At 38.7% G+C, this 16,888-nt stretch carries 14 protein-coding genes and 1 other annotated feature; all 14 genes read right to left on the minus strand.

Annotation, left to right across the window (positions count from 1 at the left end; translation table 11 throughout):
• Window positions 1-59: 59 nt before the first annotated feature.
• Window positions 60-188 (minus strand) — a sequence feature (ribosomal protein L20 leader region).
• A 76-nt stretch (window positions 189-264) separates the two neighbouring features.
• A complete protein-coding gene (thrS, locus tag ACDX78_RS13985) occupies window positions 265-2,205 on the minus strand; it encodes a threonine--tRNA ligase (protein WP_486028767.1) in 1,941 nt (646 codons plus the stop codon).
• A gap of 355 nt (window positions 2,206-2,560) precedes the next feature.
• A complete protein-coding gene (ytxC, locus tag ACDX78_RS13990; protein ID WP_486028768.1) occupies window positions 2,561-3,418 on the minus strand; it encodes a putative sporulation protein YtxC in 858 nt (285 codons plus the stop codon).
• Between the two features lie 184 nt (window positions 3,419-3,602).
• Complete coding sequence (gene dnaI / locus ACDX78_RS13995) at window positions 3,603-4,532, minus strand: primosomal protein DnaI (protein WP_486028769.1); 930 nt, start codon at window positions 4,530-4,532, stop codon at window positions 3,603-3,605.
• 21 nt (window positions 4,533-4,553) lie between these two features.
• A complete protein-coding gene (locus tag ACDX78_RS14000) occupies window positions 4,554-5,891 on the minus strand; it encodes a replication initiation and membrane attachment family protein (RefSeq protein ID WP_486028770.1) in 1,338 nt (445 codons plus the stop codon).
• Window positions 5,892-5,919: 28 nt separating this feature from the next.
• The gene (gene nrdR / locus ACDX78_RS14005) at window positions 5,920-6,387 is read right to left on the minus strand and encodes a transcriptional regulator NrdR (protein ID WP_486028771.1); all 468 of its coding nucleotides are present in this window, start codon (window positions 6,385-6,387) and stop codon (window positions 5,920-5,922) included.
• A gap of 27 nt (window positions 6,388-6,414) precedes the next feature.
• Complete coding sequence (locus tag ACDX78_RS14010) at window positions 6,415-6,831, minus strand: cytosolic protein (protein ID WP_486028772.1); 417 nt, start codon at window positions 6,829-6,831, stop codon at window positions 6,415-6,417.
• Window positions 6,832-7,061: 230 nt separating this feature from the next.
• Window positions 7,062-8,093 (minus strand): glyceraldehyde-3-phosphate dehydrogenase, encoded by a 1,032-nt coding sequence (locus ACDX78_RS14015; RefSeq protein ID WP_486028773.1) that lies wholly within the window; start codon window positions 8,091-8,093, stop codon window positions 7,062-7,064.
• Window positions 8,094-8,294: 201 nt separating this feature from the next.
• Complete coding sequence (gene coaE / locus ACDX78_RS14020; protein ID WP_486028774.1) at window positions 8,295-8,894, minus strand: dephospho-CoA kinase; 600 nt, start codon at window positions 8,892-8,894, stop codon at window positions 8,295-8,297.
• Complete coding sequence (gene mutM / locus ACDX78_RS14025; protein ID WP_486028775.1) at window positions 8,891-9,733, minus strand: DNA-formamidopyrimidine glycosylase; 843 nt, start codon at window positions 9,731-9,733, stop codon at window positions 8,891-8,893. The genes coaE and mutM overlap by 4 nt, the downstream gene beginning before the upstream one ends.
• A gap of 15 nt (window positions 9,734-9,748) precedes the next feature.
• Window positions 9,749-12,388 carry a DNA polymerase I gene (gene polA, locus ACDX78_RS14030; RefSeq protein WP_486028776.1) on the minus strand — a complete coding sequence of 880 codons (2,640 nt, stop codon included), beginning with the start codon at window positions 12,386-12,388 and terminating at the stop codon, window positions 9,749-9,751.
• Between the two features lie 271 nt (window positions 12,389-12,659).
• Window positions 12,660-14,042 (minus strand): two-component system histidine kinase PnpS, encoded by a 1,383-nt coding sequence (gene pnpS, locus ACDX78_RS14035; RefSeq protein WP_486028777.1) that lies wholly within the window; start codon window positions 14,040-14,042, stop codon window positions 12,660-12,662.
• The gene (locus tag ACDX78_RS14040; protein ID WP_486028778.1) at window positions 14,039-14,734 is read right to left on the minus strand and encodes a response regulator transcription factor; all 696 of its coding nucleotides are present in this window, start codon (window positions 14,732-14,734) and stop codon (window positions 14,039-14,041) included. Before ACDX78_RS14040 ends, pnpS begins: the two co-directional genes overlap by 4 nt.
• 567 nt (window positions 14,735-15,301) lie before the next feature.
• Complete coding sequence (locus ACDX78_RS14045) at window positions 15,302-15,778, minus strand: MaoC/PaaZ C-terminal domain-containing protein (RefSeq protein WP_486028779.1); 477 nt, start codon at window positions 15,776-15,778, stop codon at window positions 15,302-15,304.
• A 159-nt stretch (window positions 15,779-15,937) separates the two neighbouring features.
• Entirely contained in the window at window positions 15,938-16,876 is a 939-nt protein-coding gene (gene mdh, locus ACDX78_RS14050; protein WP_486028780.1) for a malate dehydrogenase, read from the minus strand.
• Window positions 16,877-16,888 lie beyond the last annotated feature (12 nt).

A 16,888-nucleotide genomic window follows, 5' to 3' on the forward strand; every position in this document is an offset into this window, starting at 1 on the left:
TTTGCTAATAGTCAAGCCACCTCCATAATATTTTTGAGCCTGATCCTGACAAGTGGATTTATCCATTAAAAAAGCGGGCACACGAATGCACCCACATATCTCCATAGTAAAAATATCAAAGATGAGTAACCAGCCAACTGCTTCTTAAGCGTTGATCAGGTGAGAAGCGGGTGCTTCTACTTGTCATAAGATCATTCAGTTTTATTAACTAATATAGCTTAGCATGTATTTTAAAATTTGTCAAATAAAAATTTTAACAACTTACTATTTTAAAAGTGTCTTTTCCACGATATCCTTTTTAATCAAAGCTTCAAAATCATTATAACCTAATGTCTCTGTCTCTTTCTTTCCATAGCGGCGCACATTTACGGCTTCCTCTTCCATTTCTCTATCACCAAGAACGAGGGCATATGGAATCTTTTGTGTCTGCGCCTCCCGGATTTTATAGCCGATTTTTTCGTCCCGTTCATCTACCGACACACGGACACCTGCAAAGCGCAGCAGTTCTTCCACTTTTTTCGCGTAGTCAAGATGCACTTTTGGTGAAACAGGAATGACTTTTACTTGAACAGGGGCAAGCCAGGTCGGAAATGCACCTTTATACTCTTCAATCAGAAATGCTACAAAACGTTCCATAGTAGACACAACACCACGGTGGATAACAACTGGGCGATGTCCTTTTCCATCTTCCCCAATATACGTTAAATCAAAACGTTCCGGCAGCTGATAATCGAGCTGTACAGTTGAAAGTGTCTCATCTTTACCTAATGCTGTTTTTACCTGAACATCCAATTTTGGCCCATAAAAAGCCGCTTCTCCCACTGCTTCTACATAATCCAAGTTCATATCTTCCATTGTTTCCTTCAGCATACCTTCCGCTTTTTCCCACATCTCATCATTGTCAATATATTTTTCCTTATCCTCTGGATCACGATAAGACAACCGGAAATAATAATCATCTATCCCAAAGTCTTTATATACCCGCTGGACAAGCTCTACAACCCGGATGAATTCCTCTTTCAACTGATCCGGACGGGCAAAAATATGAGCATCATTTAATGTCATGGCTCTCACACGCTGCAGCCCGGCCAGAGCTCCGGACATTTCATAACGGTGCATCGTGCCGAGCTCGGCTATGCGTACCGGCAGATTTCGATAACTCCACAGTTGATTTTTAAATACCATCATATGATGCGGGCAATTCATCGGACGCAGCACGAGTTCCTCATTGTCCATTTCCATCGTAGGGAACATATCATCCTGATAATGATCCCAGTGACCGCTTGTTTTGTAAAGGTCCACATTGGCCAAAACAGGTGTATAGACATGGTCATAGCCTAGCCGCTCTTCAATATCTACAATATATCGTTCTACCTGACGGCGAATTGTTGCTCCTTTTGGCAGCCATAACGGCAATCCCTGTCCTACTTCCTGAGAAACCGTGAAAATATCTAACTCTTTACCCAACTTGCGGTGATCCCGTTCCTTTCTTTCTTCCAGAATACGTAAATGTTCATCAAGCTGTCCCTGCTTTTCAAAGGCTGTTCCATAAATACGCTGCAGTTGCTGATTATCACTGTCTCCACGCCAGTAAGCACCAGAAATGCTTAGCAGTTTGAACTTTTTAATTTTATTTGTAGATGGAACATGAATTCCTCGGCAAAGGTCATAGAATTCACCTTGTTCATATATAGTAACTTGTTCATCTTCAGGGATTGCATCAATCAATTCCTGTTTCAGGTGATCATCACTAAACATCTCTTTCGCCTTTTCCCGACTTACTTCAAGACGATTGATTTCCAGTGCCTCATCTACAATTTTGTTCATTTCTTTTTCTATTTCTGGCAAGTCTTCCGGTGTAATTTTATGTTCCATATCCATATCATAATAGAAACCTTCTTCAATTACTGGTCCTACACCAAATTTCACATTTTGGTATATCCGTTTAATTGCCTGTGCCATCAGATGGGCTGTCGAGTGGCGCATGATGTCAATGCCCTCTTCATTTTTATAAGTGATAATTTCCAGCTTGCCGCCAGACTTTAATTCCCGTCTCAAATCAATTGCTTCCCCGTCCAATTTGATGGCCAGTGCTTGTTTTTTCAAACCTGGTGATATGCTTGCTGCAACTTCTTCACCGGTGGTACCTTGTGGAAATTTCTTTTCCGCTCCATCAGGAAAAATAATTGTAATTTCTTCTGTCATGATCTTCACTCCTCATTACTATTAGCTATAATACCAATAAAAATAAAACGCCCATCCCTCTGCTTTAAAGCAAAGGGACGAGCGCTTGAGACGTCGTGGTTCCACCCTATTTCCCGCATATTTTGCGGCTTCATGATCTTTAACGCAAGACGAAGCGCTGCTGTTTCATTACATTCCCCAGCAGGGTTCCAAGGTGGTAATTAATTGAATATACAGGGAAGCTTCCAGCCTTGGCTTCCTTCTCTGTTAAGTATAAACACAATTAATCTTGGCCTTGTCATTACCTTTTGGTCATCCAATTTTCTTAATAATATATAATGTGTATTATAGCTCCAGATGTGGTGAAAATCAAGTATTATTTCTGATTACTCATTTTTTTATAAGGAAATGGAAAATGCCTGTCATGTTCAAATATAACCTTTTCTTGAAAAATATTAATGACGGTCATTGTTTTTGGTTCTGAAGGATCGTTCCCATAAATCTTTATTTTCTCCGGTGCCATCGCAATTAGCGGAGCCAAATTTAACTCATTTTCATCAAGACCAAAGATGTACAGCGCCTCACGCTGCATCCGCTCCCTCAGCTCCTTATTTGAAATCTTCCTTCCATGCTCATTAAAAAATAAAAAAGGGTCTCTCTGTAAAATATGAATAAGTGGGACAGTGGACTCTTTTTTTGCAATATAATTCCTGAGCATATTTACAAATTCCTGATGATCTTCTTCCCGCTTAAACTCATCAATAGCGAGACCGACATAATGTATAAGCTGATCTCTAAACGGATTCAAGGAAAATTTTACGATCGAATCAAAATGTACAATGTCTGCGTTTTTTATGTGAGAGATAAATAATGTTTGCAGAAATTGACTTGGATCTTTATTCTTGCGTATTTTCAGGCTGTCTTCATCTTCCCCGGCAAAAATCCATTGGGTCAACTCCTGAATGCGCTCCTTCTCAATAGGATCGGTGTAGTAATAATATTTTCCTATAATATCATCAATCTTTTTTCCTAAACGGAATGTCAGAAATACATCGACCATCGATGTTGAAATAACTTCCAAAAATTCCTTTTTTGGCATCATCTCCTCCAACTGTATTTGATTCCCCCATTCTTCATCCGTTTTCCAGTTTAATTCAAATTCTTTATAATAACGAAAAATCTGTTCACAAAAACGAATGACTTCTTTATCCGATTCAAAAAAAATTTTCAGCAATAAACATCACCCTCGCCCAACACCAAACTGTTACATTATATGGACGAGGGTGCGTAAAAATGAATAATAAAAGAAACTAGTAAAAACTAATATAACTAGAATGGACATGAATAAAAATAGGAACCGCTTGTTATTACTTAACAAGCGGTTCCTTATTAAAACGGTTTTAAACACATAAAGATTTTCAACCTCTCCGGTTATCTCCAAACAACCTAACTTCCCTGCTAACCTGCCTGATTCTCTCGGTAATCCGGCCTGCCTTCACTGTTTCAACTCCGCTTCTAGTGGAAGCTAGGTGATCCTCCAGCTGCTCCAGGCTATAATTGGACGTAAAGAAAACTGGCAGCCTCTCCATCATCCGGTACTGTAAAACCGACCCGAGTATTTCATCCCTGAACCAGGAAGACTGCATTTCCGCACCAATATCATCCAGCATCAGCACATCGGCCTGTTTAAAAAAGTCTATTTTTTCATTGATGGAGTCATCTTTTAAAGAAGATTTCATTTCCCTGACAAACTCCGGCATATAAATAAGCGAGGAAGATACATTCAACGCTTTCAATTTATTTGCCAAAGCACCGAGAAAATATGTTTTCCCCACTCCAAAAGGACCGTAGAAGTATATTCCCTTGCCAGGGAGTCCAGCTTTACTCTGTTCTACAAAGTGAATCAATTCTTTGATGGCTTCATTTCTTTTCGGATCTCTGCTGTCAATGTCTGAAAGGTTCGCCTCGAGTATTTCTTTTGGCATATATAAGCTTTGCACGAGTTTCTGCTGCTTGCGTTTATTTTCTTCATCAATCCTGTTATGGCATTTTTCATAGGATAAATGAATTTCCCCATTATCTACTTCAAGAATGGGAGAGTATCCTTGAATCATATTAATGCATGAGCCGTAAGACTTACAAGCACTGCACTGTTTGGATTGAGTTTTATATTCATGTAATTTTATCAGATTTTTTTCAATCTCAGCTTCTGTTAATTCAGGATGTAAAGATAATAACTCTTTTATTTCCAAATCCTGTAATACTTCCTGCTTGATATTTATATAGTTTTCCTGGAAATTTTCGTTATTCCTCATCCATTTTTTTAATGTTGATTGTACTGGCTTCATTAAAATCATCCCTTAAAATGATTAGTTTTGATTTCCACCGGAATACCTGCGCAGCAATGCTTCAATTTCTTTTTGTTCGTTATTAACATTGCTGGCATGCTTTTCGGCTTCAACTGGTTTTTGTTTCTGCTTTCGTTCTTTAAACCAATCTGGAACAACCTCTTTTGAGGCCGGTTTTTTATAATAGTTATTTTTCTTAGGTATAGGTTTATTTTGGAATCTATCTTTTTCTGCTTTGGCAAAGCGCATGGCTTCCTTTGCTGTTGTTAAATTTGCTCTGGACCAATGGCTAGCTATTTTTTCCAAATATGCTTTTGACAATCTCATGTTAGACTGCAGCAGGACGTAATGTATAAGGACATTCATCACCGGTGATGGCAGTCCTTGTGACACCATCACTTCCCTGATCATTCTCATATCCTGTTCTGACGCCTGATTTCCTTTGGAATAATCTTCAAGCAACTGCTTCGGTGACATAGTTTCCAGTTCATGAATTAATTGCTCTTCTTTTGTTACAGGCTTTTCCACCGGCTTTTGTACTGTTGTTTGTTTATCTGTTAATTTAATGGATTTTCCATTATTTTTTGTTTTAAATAAATCATGACAGGCAATTTTAAATTCTTCTGTATGTAACACGTTTTCATCTGTTAACGCCCATTGCAGCGACTTTTCAATTTCAAACATTTCCAGTTCATACAGTTCCATCATTTGTGCGATCAATTTCCGGTTTTCTTTCGTCAGTACATGATGAGCCGGAATCATCCGTTGCTTCAGCATTTGCTCCAGCCAGGAAAAATCAACCTGAATTTCTTCTTCTATTCCCTGCACATTTTCGGTAAGCGTTTCAGTAAGTACCATCGGCTGAACAGTGTCAAATACGTCATGGAAAGAAACCGTGATCTCTCTTCCTGGACTATAAAGTGCTTCCACTGAAAAATATTGCTTTAACCTCGAAAACTTGGCCTCCCCAATATGGTGATATAAAAGCTGCGTCAGCATCGGATCTGTAAAAAAAGCTTTCGTTCCAAATGGAGGCTGCAGTTCATAAATAAATATTCTCTTTCCTTCTGAATTCTTTTCAAAAACTTTTAATAATCCGATCCCTTCAAGCTTTACTCTAGTACGGTAAATTTCATCCAAAGGCAAATTTAAATAATTCATTAAAGTATGATGTGTCTGCGCATGCTGTTCATGCTGCAAATCTATTTCATGCAGCATTGTTTGATATAATGTAACAGACTTGCTTCCAATTAATGGCTGATATAAATGGGTTAAAGATTTTGTGAAATCCAATGGCAAATCAGCTTTTATCAAAACATAATATCCATCAACAGGTAAAATTTTTCCGATCTTATTCATCCTTCTCTAACCCCTTTTTGTCCGCGCTTTATGATTCATTTCTATCCGTTTTGATTAGATCCTTCAGTTCATCAAGAAAGACACTGATATCCTTAAACTGACGGTAAACAGAGGCAAACCGTACGTAAGCAACTTCATCTACTTCTGAAAGCCTGTCCATGACAAGCTTGCCGACTTCATTGCTGTCCACTTCCGCATTTCCTTTGTTACGCAATTCTTTTTCTGTACTTAAGGCTATTTCTTCAATTTTTTCCAGTGGAACAGGTCTTTTTTCACAGGCTCTGATTAAACCGCGAATCAGTTTTTCCCTGCTGAACTCCTGTCTTGTACCATCTTTTTTCACAACAATTAAAGGTACTTCCTCCACTCGTTCAAACGTTGTGAAGCGAAAACCGCATTGTTCGCATTCCCTTCTTCTCCGAATAGCCTGTCCTTCTTCTATTGGCCGGGAATCTAGCACCTTTGTACTTTTATAATGGCAATTTGAACATCTCACTTGGTCCACCCCTATAATTTTTGGATCTTATTTTACTGGAGTCATTTCTTTATTCAGCCGGTCATACAATTGGCTGATCAATCTTCTGCTGTACCCGAAATCAAACGGAAACACGCTCTCTGATGTCGCGGCAAAATCAATAGCAGTGTGATAAGGCCTGATCATAATCACAGTAGCTACAATAAAAATGCTCTTTCCCTTTATTAAATAGAAGCTCATTTCTCCATGTTCTATGGATATGGCATTCATCTCAAATTCCGGTTCGTTCTCCACCATTTTTTTGAGGAGATCAAATCCTTCTTCCTTTGTTATTTTAAAATATCGTGTTTTCAGCACCGGATCCCAATGTTTATCCATTGTCTCCTGATGGTTACTGAAATATTTATGCAAAAATTGACGAAAAGACATGTCTTCAGCACCCTGTTTAAATTCTCTTTTATTCATTTTACCACGATTCCGTGGAATCCTCTATGTCTAAAATAAAATCTATTATTTTACAATTTATTTCTTGTCAACTATGCTTTTTATGTACTTATTGTATATCATTCACCGCAAGTTACATAATGACATACCGTAATAGCGCTCACAAGTGAATATGGTAGCCTTTTTACTTTTGCACAAAGCAGAAAGGCACACCAGTTAATGGTGTGCCTTTCCTTAATGGCGGCAAAAAGTTATGAAATTTTAGCATGCCTCTGATGGATATAGCTGCCGACATATTTAGTTAAATCAAGTACGCGTTTTGAATATCCCCATTCATTATCATACCATGCCAGCACCTTGACTTTATTCTCTTCCATTACCATGGTTGAGAGTCCATCGATGACTGCTGAGTATTCGCTTGTCGTGTAATCAACAGATACAAGCGGTTCATCACTATAGTCAACAATGCCTTTTAATTCATTTTTGGATACTTGCTTGAAGACCTCATTAATTTTTTCCGGTGTAACCGTCTCTTCTACATCCACAACTAAGTCAACCAATGAAACATTCGGTGTTGGCACGCGAAGCGCCATGCCATGAAGCTTGCCATTTAGATGAGGCATTACTTCTCCGAGTGCTTTCGCCGCACCAGTAGACGTTGGAATAATGGACTGTGTTAATCCTCTTCCCCTGCGAAGATCCTTATGCGGATTGTCCAAATTCTTTTGATCATTTGTAAAAGAATGCACTGTTGTCATTAAACCATTTTCAATGGAAAAATGATCATCCAGTACTTTTACGACAGGTGCCAGGCAGTTGGTAGTACAGGATGCATTGGAAATAACATCATCTTGATCTGGACTATACGTCTCTTCATTTACACCCATAACAATGGTATTATCCACTTGTTTTCCCGGTGCAGTAATGACTACTTTTTTCGCGCCTGCCTCTAAGTGAAGTCCGGCACTTTCCTTCGTCTTAAATTTGCCGGTTGCTTCTATAACTACATCTATATCAAGCTCTTTCCAAGGCAGTTTTTCCGGCTCCCTGGAATTAACGATATTCACCATATTACTATTAATTTCCAAACCATCTTCTGCTGCTTTTACTTCTCCCTGGAAGCGGCCATGGACACTGTCATACTTAATTAAATGAGCCAGTGTTTCAGCAGGATAGCTTGCATTCACAGCTACTACATCAAATTGATCATCCATCACAGCCTGACGAAATACCATTCGTCCGATACGGCCAAAACCATTAATAGCAATCCGGGTCTTATTCATCGCAAATCCTCCCATATATGTTACACTCATTTTCGCTTTTTCTGTAATTAGTATAACATATTTAATGAAAAATGTGCATTGTATTTTCCGGAGTTGTTTATTTTTTATTTTCTGAATAGAAATTATTTTTTCGAAAATGTAGACTGTTAATATTACCCATAAAAAAATCCGTCTATACTAACGGATTTCCCTATCTCTTCCTTATATAATCTCCCAATTTTTTAAAATAGATTCCAGTTGCTGAAAAGACTCAAATTTACTGCCATTATTATCAATCACTTCATCAGCCATGTCTGCTTTTTCTTTTACAGTGATCTGAGATCTGATGCGCTGCATTGCTTCTTTTTCAGTGTAACCGTTTCTCTCCGTTAAACGCTTTAATTGGACGGATTCATCAACATACACGACAACTGTCTTATCCACAAAATGGGTTAACTTGCTTTCAAATAACAAAGGGATATCAAGCACCACGCATTTTTCTCCGTTTTTCACATAAGCATCCCGTTTGCTTAGCATTTTTTCCCTTACAGCAGGATGTACAATCTGATTTAATGTCCTTCTTTTTTCTTCATCAGCAAACACAATTTGCCCAATCTTGTCACGATCCAATGTCTGATCCTCTTGTAAAATTTGTTCTCCGAACGCTGCAACAATTTCTTTATAAGCCTTCTCACTCGGCTCCACTACTTCTCTTGAGAGCTTGTCTGCATCAATGACAGGTATACTAAATTCATCAAACATAAGGGATACCGTACTTTTTCCGCTGGCAATACTGCCGGTTAATCCAATAACAAGTGTCACTTTCTCACCTCTTTTAACTTCTGACATTTGTTGCACACATGGGTTCCTCGGCCGCCTACTTTCAATTTCACGATAGACTGCCCGCAAACTTTACAGCCGTTATTTTCCTGTCCATAGACAAATAATTCCTGCTGAAACATGCCCATATCCCCTTGTGAGTTTACATAGGAACGTATCGTTGTACCGCCTTGCTTCACTGCCTCATGCAATGTCTCGATGGCATGTTTCCTGATTGCTTTAGCCTCTTTTTGAGTTAGTTTCCTTGCTCGTTTTAACGGATGAACACCGGCTTTAAATAGCGTTTCGTCCACATAAATATTACCGAGTCCGGCAACCACAGTTTGATCGAGTAAAACCAACTTTATTACCCGGTCTGTGTGCTTTAATTTATTTGAAAAATAATCCAGCGTAAAAGCTTCATCAAAGGGATCGGGACCTAATGTGCTTAATGGTTTATTCAAAAATTCCTCTCCCTTTGGAAATACATGCATCGTGCCAAATTTACGGACATCATTATATCGGAGCTCTTCTCCACCCGTACATTTGAAAATGACATGGGTATGCTTTTTCACCGGTTCACTTGATTTATGCACACTGTATTTCCCTTCCATCCGCAAATGGGAAACAAGTATATAATCATCCAGCTGGAATAATAGAAATTTTCCTTTCCGGGTGATATCCCGTATAGTCTGTCCTTTCAAAAGAAATTTAAAATGTCCCACATCATCCGGCTGTTTGATAATATTTGGCCAATATACATTTACTTCATTAATTGTTTTATTTACAGTTAATAGCTTAAGTGTCTCTTTAATTGTCTCTACTTCCGGTAATTCCGGCATTCCCCTCAAACTCCCTTACTTCGCATCAAACCAGCTTTTCCCGTAAGAATAATCCACTTTTAACGGGACATTCAGCTCCACTGTCTGTTCCATCATTTCCGGCACAATTTCGATGAGCCGATCCAATTCATCTTTTGGTGCCTCCATAATCAGTTCATCATGAACCTGTAATAAAAGCCGAGTTTGAAGCTTTTCCTCTTTTAATTTTTCATACAGATCAATCATTGCTTTTTTAATAATATCTGCGGCACTTCCCTGTATCGGTGTATTCATCGCCGTTCTCTCCGCGAAGCTTCGCATATTAAAGTTGCGGCTCGTGATTTCAGGGAGGTATCTCCTTCTTTTCATCAGTGTACTGACAAAGCCTTTCTGTTTGGCTTGCTGGACGATCTCATCCATATAGATCTTTACACCGGGATAGCTTTCAAAATATCGGTCGATAAACTGCTTTGCTTCCTTCCTTGTTATACCCAGGTTCTGAGATAACCCAAAATCACTGATACCATACACGATACCAAAGTTAACAGCCTTTGCCTGCCTGCGCATATTGCTTGTTACTTCTTCCTTTTTAACATGAAAAACATCCATTGCTGTTTTTGTGTGAATATCCATATTTTCTTTAAATGCCTCGACTAACTTATCGTCATTGGCAATATGGGCAAGTACCCTTAATTCTATTTGGGAATAATCGGCAGCAAACATGATCCAGTCTTTTTCCGACGGGACGAATGCCTGTCTGATTTTCCGTCCTTCTTCAATGCGAATAGGTATGTTTTGCAAGTTAGGTTCAACCGAGCTTAATCTTCCAGTTTGGGTCAGTGCCTGATTAAATCGGGTATGAATTTTATTCGTGTTTCCATCCACAACCTTTAATAACCCTTCAATATAGGTTGATTGTAGTTTGCCCAGCTGACGATATAAGAGCAGCTTAGGAATAATTTCATGCTCATTCTTTAGTTGTTCCAGGACATCAGCTGCTGTAGAATATCCTGTTTTTGTTTTCTTAATCACCGGAAGACCAAGCTTTTCAAATAAGATAGGGCCTAATTGTTTCGGTGAATTTAAATTAAACGTCTCACCAGCGAGATCGTGAACGCCTTTTTCCAAATCTGTCAGACGCTGTTTCAAATCTATTCCCATTTCCTCCAGCTTTTCCCTGTCAACAAGGACACCTGTATGCTCCATCACGCCCAAAATTAATGCGAGTGGCATTTCCAGTTCTTTTAATAATTCATATTGCTCATTATTCTTTAACTGTTCTTCCATTTTTGACTGTAGTTCATATAATGCACTTGCTTTTCGTACAACATGCTCGGCTAAAATTTCCGCTTCCGGCAGCTGCATTTTCGCACCGCGTCCATATACTTCTTCATCAAACCGTACATCCGTTTTCCCCATACGATTGCTTATCGCGGGAATATCATGGTTGTTCTCGGCTGGATTCAACAAATAGGAGCTCAACAGCATATCAAAAGTAATCCCTTTGACATCGATGCCATTTCTTTTTAATGCAACTACAGTACGTTTTGCATCAAAAATGCTTTTCTTTTGCGTTTCATCTTCAAGCCATGCTTTAAATGGCACTGATTTTAATGCGATTTCCGTTGGGATGAAAAACGCATTTGCATCATTAACCACGCCAATTCCATCTATTTTAGCCTGATGATAGTTTTCATCAAGCATTTCAACGACAAGGGCGCTATTATCGGAAAACATTTCATCGGTTACTTCATCTGCCAGCTTAAAATCTATTTCTTCCATGTTAGCTGCTTCTGCCTCTTCACTGGAAGAATCGTAATCGATTCGACTCAGCAAAGACTGAAAGCCAAGATCCCTGAAAATGGTACTTACCTTGTTTTGTTCATACCCTTCAAAGGAGGCATCATCAATGGACACCTTTACTGGTGATTCCCTATTTATCGTTACTAATTCCTTGCTCATAAATGCCTCATTTTTATGGTCAGTAAGTTTTTCCTTCAATTTCTTGCCGCTGACATCATCCAGATTGTTATACAATGCATCCAATGTTTCAAATTGTTTTAAAAGCTTTATTGCTGTTTTCTCCCCTACTCCTGGGACTCCTGGAATATTGTCGGAGGAATCCCCCATAAGCGCCTTTAAATCGATAATTTGATCCTGGCTGATCTCCATTTTTCCCTTTAAGTATTCAGGCGTATAGCGTTCCACATCACTGATGCCTTTTTTGGTTACATGGACCGTTACAGTGTCAGAAACAAGTTGCAGTAAATCTTTATCCCCAGATATCACAGTAACATTCCAATTATTATCTTCTGCATTTTTTGAAAGGGTCCCGATAATATCATCCGCTTCAAAGTTTTCCAGATCATAATGTTTGATTTGAAAGGCATCAAGCACTTCTTTTAAAATAGGAAATTGTTCGGATAATTCAGGAGGGGTTTTTTGCCTTCCACCTTTGTATTCTTTATACGTTTCATGACGGAATGTTGTTTTGCCTGCATCAAATGCGACAAGCATATGTGTTGGTTTTTCCTCTTCCAGTATCCTGAGTAACATTGTTGTAAACCCGTAAACTGCGTTCGTATAAACGCCTTTATCATTATTTAAGAGCGGCAATGCAAAGAATGCGCGGTAAATAATACTGTTTCCATCGATTAAAACTAATTTATTCGTCATATGTAATTTCCTCCGTTAAATGACATTTATATTTATTTTATCATTGTATATGGACAAAGTGAAACTTCTTTACATGAGGGAGCACGACTTTTCTGGAATAACATCTGGACTCTGTTACTCGGCTAAAGAAAAAAGTTTTAATCACATACCAGAGAGTGCTTCTCTAATACATGACAGCACACAATACACATCCATCATGTATCAAATAGAATCACTTGAAAAAACCGATGAGAAATATATTCCTCATCGGTTTTTAACGGGATTCATAGAACTATTGCTTAGCTTTAAGATTCTTTGGCAGCTGCACTTCCATTGTTGTCCCTTTATTCGGTTCACTTACAATATCTATTTTTCCTTCATGCAATTCCACCACATGCTTTACAATCGCAAGGCCAAGCCCTGTACCACCCGTGTTTCTGCTTCGGGCTTGATCCACGCGATAAAATCGCTCGAAAATGCGCGGGATCGCTTCATGCTCTATTCCAATCCCAGTATCTTCTACTTCTATGTTGACATATTCCTCTGTTTCATTTACACGCAGGTCAATTCTCCCCTCTTCTGCCGTGTAATTTATTGCATTATCCAACAGATTGATCATCACCTGTTTTACTTGTTCTCTGTCGGCATAAAGTCTGATTGCATCCCCAATTTCCACATGAAAATCTATTCGTTTTTCATTTGCTTTTTGCTGTATAATCGGTTTCACTTCATCTGTCACGCTATTAATATCTATGTCTGTTTTAACCAGTCGAAAATCTTCCCTTTCCAAACGGGATAGTCTTAATAAATCTTCAACTAAAAACTGGATACGGTCACTCTCTTTATAAATGATCTCGAGAAATTCATGATTCGGTTCACCAATGTTCTTCGGGTCATCCAGCATAGTTTCAGCGAACCCTTTGATCGAAGTGATTGGTGTTTTCAGTTCATGAGATACATTCGCTACAAAATCTTTTCTCATCAGTTCTATTTTTTTCATTTCAGTAATATCATAGAGCATAATAACTGCGCCTTTTAACATATTTCGTTCGTTAAAGATTGGCGCCCCTACTACTTCAATATACACTCGGTCCAATCCACGGTAATGGGAAAAAGAATCCTTTACGTTTTTTTCGTACAGGAACGTATTTTGAATCGTTTCATGAATGATTTCACTATCCAGCACATCATAATACAAATAACCTTTGTATGCTTTCGGCGTATTTCCGAACATCATTATAAATTTGCGGTTGACGAAATGAATATACCCTTTCGCGTCCACAAGTACGAGACCACTCTCCGTGTTATCAATAATGGTAGATAATTGTTCCGAGTACATCTGTTCCTGAATGGAAAGCTCTCCAAGGCTTCGGCCAAGGTCATTTATTCTATTGCTCAGGTTTCCCACGCTATCATCTTTCGGATGATGAAATCTGGCTCGGTAATTCCCTTTTACAATTTCATCCACAGTATTTGTGGCCTTTTGAATCGGTATAATATATTTGTCATACAAATGGATTAATACAATTAGAAATATAATAAAGATCGTTAACAGAACCGCAATAAGGATGAAATAATTATCCACTGCCCGACTCAACACAAGTCCGGCAACAGAAAGTAAAATAAAAATTAAAACAACATAAAAAAATACAGGTTTCTTAAATAATGTCTTCATAATGTCGGCTCCTCTAACTTATAGCCTAAACCTCGCACCGTCTTAATATAAACGGGCTTTTTCGTATTTGGTTCAATTTTTTCTCTGACATGGGATACATGCACATCGACAATCCGTGTATCCCCCACAAAATCATAATCCCATACGCTACTCAGCAATTGATCTCTTGATATCACTTTCCCCTTATGTTTTGCAAGATAATACAGCAGCTCAAATTCTTTTCTCGTAAAAGTGATGACTTCTTCGTGCATTTCTGCTTCATAACGTTCTGGGAAGATAACCAATTCCCCAACTTTTATTGATGAGAAATTTCCTGGCACCTGTTTATTTGTTCTTCTGAGAATGGCTTTTACCCGGGCAACCACTTCTTTGGGGCTGAACGGCTTTGTCAAATAATCATCTGCACCAAGCTCAAGTCCAAGTATTTTATCTAATTCATCATCCTTGGCGGTTAACATTAAAATGGCTGTATCAATTTTATTATTCCTTAATTCTTTACATACCTCCAGCCCATCCAATTTTGGCAGCATCAAATCAAGAATAATTAAATCATAGTTTTGTGCCATTGCTTTTTCAACCGCTTCCTCGCCATCATATGCTACTTCCGTTATATAATTTGCATTTTCCAGATTGTACTTTAATAATGTAACAATAGATTTTTCATCATCTACAATCAAAATATGTTGAGACATCTGTTTACCCCATTCCATTCCATGCTCTAAAACACAGTATATACTACCTTCTATTCTACAATGAATGAAACAATATGTGAACATAAGCGAGTGTAAAGAAAAATTTACACTATAACAAATGAAGAGAATAAGACAAAAGTATTTTAACCAAAAGAAAACCCGAACTTTATTAAAGTTTTGCGAATAAGCCCTCTGGAAATAATCTTCGCTTTCACGCCTCCGGGTAAAAGTGCGACATCCGATCAAACTCCTTTTGCCGTTTTCTCGGTGTCTTCTTTGCCGTGGGAGAGTGGTGAGCCTTCTTGCCCCGACGAGGGGTATGGCGACGTTGCACGCAAAGGACGGTTTTAGTCGGCCTTCATTATTAAAGCCTGTGGGCCTCACCCATCTCCTACTTCCCACAGGACAAGTAAAGCTTCTACAGCGTTACATCTTCGTGAGAAAATGGCATGCGATTTTGAAGAATCTACGTGTATTTCCTCCGCTAGATCAGTTCATTAATTGTATTTAAAATGGATTATTTTATTATGTCCCAGCCTCTTTTTCTTTCACAAACCAGTATAATTATTAAAAAAAGTTTTCCAATGATGCGGCGTTTAATGAATTCGGCTTGTATGCCGGACAAACATGAAGTTTCCCGTGAACGATGCTGTCTCCTTCAATATCAAACCCGTGAACAGCAACTGCAATTTGATGATTCTTTTCATCAATATTAATAATTTCAATGGTGAATTTTACTTCGGATTGATGAAATACAGGTTTTGGGAACGTCATTTCATGTTGGGTAATATGACTTCCTGGTCCTGGCAAATGCATGGATATCATGGATGAAATAATGCCGAATAACATTACAGACGGCACAATAGGTTTTTCGTAAGGCGTCTGTGATGCATAATCATGCTGAATATATAATGGGTTTGCATCATTTGTCAATCCTAGATACAAAAGTAAATCCCTGTCTTCAATTATTATGGCTGAAGTATATTTGTCTCCTATGTTTAAATCCTGAATTTCCTTTCCAAGCTTTCTCTTTTTCCCAATCATAATCTCACCTCCACGTATGTAAGCGTTTACTATTATAACAAATAATTTGGGTAGTCGCTATAGTTTAAACTTCTACATTAAAAAAGAGGCCATTTTTTACAAAACAGCCCCATTTATCAGCAGTCAGCACAGGAAGAACCTTGTGCTGACTGCAGTTCATTATTTTAATATATTCAAAACGTCTTTTACGGATTGAGCAGATTTATCGAGTTCGTCTTTTTCATGATCAGTTAGATCAAGCTCGATGATTTCTTCAATTCCTTCGCCGCCAAGAATAGTTGGGACGCCGAGATAAATATCCGAATAACCGTACTCCCCTTCTAAATAGGCGATAGAAGGAATAACCCTACGCTGATCTTTCAAAATTGATTCGGCCATTATCACGAGGGATGCGGCCGGTGCATAATAAGCACTGCCGTTACCAAGCAATCCGACAATTTCTCCGCCGCCTTTTCGGGTACGTTCGACAATGGCATCCAGTCTGTCCTTACTCATTAATTTTTCCAGCGGTATTCCGCCTGCATAGGAATAACGGATCAATGGTACCATATCATCTCCATGGCCGCCGAGAACAAAACCGGTAATATCTTTTACAGATAGATTCAGTTCTTGTGCAACAAAAGTACGAAAACGGGCAGTGTCCAATACGCCGGATTGTCCGATGACACGCTCTTTTGGCAAACCCGATTCTTTAAATACGGAATAAGTCATGGCATCAACCGGATTGGTCAGTACAATAATGTACGTATCAGGTGAATACCTGACAATATCCTTTGTCACTGATTTCATGATGTTAGCATTGGTATTGACGAGGTCATCCCGGCTCATTCCGGGCTTTCTGGCAATACCGGCTGTAATAATCACCAAATCGGATCCTTTAGTGTCCTCGTAATTAGCCGTGCCGGTAATATTTGCATCAAAACCCTCTACGGGGCTTGCTTCCATCATGTCCAAAGCTTTTCCTTTTGTTGGATCTTCCCTATCCGGAATGTCTACAAGGACTATGTCTCCCAGCTCTTTTTGCGCAAGCATCAGTGCCGTTGTAGATCCGGTAAAACCTGAACCGATTACCGAAATTTTGTTTCGCTTTATCGCCATTTGGCGACCCTC

The sequence above is a fragment of the Virgibacillus oceani genome, assembly GCF_041521345.1.
GTDB lineage: Bacteria > Bacillota > Bacilli > Bacillales > Amphibacillaceae > Virgibacillus_N > Virgibacillus_N oceani_A.

Excerpts from the sequence above, each read along its gene's own strand:
- thrS (WP_486028767.1), bottom strand. The coding sequence starts at position 2,205 with ATGACAGAAGAAATTACAATTATTTTTCCTGATGGAGCGGAAAAGAAA.
- dnaI (WP_486028769.1), bottom strand. The coding sequence starts at position 4,532 with ATGAAGCCAGTACAATCAACATTAAAAAAATGGATGAGGAATAACGAA.
- ACDX78_RS14000 (WP_486028770.1), bottom strand. The coding sequence starts at position 5,891 with ATGAATAAGATCGGAAAAATTTTACCTGTTGATGGATATTATGTTTTG.
- ACDX78_RS14010 (WP_486028772.1), bottom strand. The coding sequence starts at position 6,831 with ATGAATAAAAGAGAATTTAAACAGGGTGCTGAAGACATGTCTTTTCGT.
- ACDX78_RS14015 (WP_486028773.1), bottom strand. The coding sequence starts at position 8,093 with ATGAATAAGACCCGGATTGCTATTAATGGTTTTGGCCGTATCGGACGA.
- mutM (WP_486028775.1), bottom strand. The coding sequence starts at position 9,733 with ATGCCGGAATTACCGGAAGTAGAGACAATTAAAGAGACACTTAAGCTA.
- polA (WP_486028776.1), bottom strand. The coding sequence starts at position 12,388 with ATGACGAATAAATTAGTTTTAATCGATGGAAACAGTATTATTTACCGC.
- pnpS (WP_486028777.1), bottom strand. The coding sequence starts at position 14,042 with ATGAAGACATTATTTAAGAAACCTGTATTTTTTTATGTTGTTTTAATT.
- ACDX78_RS14040 (WP_486028778.1), bottom strand. The coding sequence starts at position 14,734 with ATGTCTCAACATATTTTGATTGTAGATGATGAAAAATCTATTGTTACA.
- ACDX78_RS14045 (WP_486028779.1), bottom strand. The coding sequence starts at position 15,778 with ATGATTGGGAAAAAGAGAAAGCTTGGAAAGGAAATTCAGGATTTAAAC.
- mdh (WP_486028780.1), bottom strand. The coding sequence starts at position 16,876 with ATGGCGATAAAGCGAAACAAAATTTCGGTAATCGGTTCAGGTTTTACC.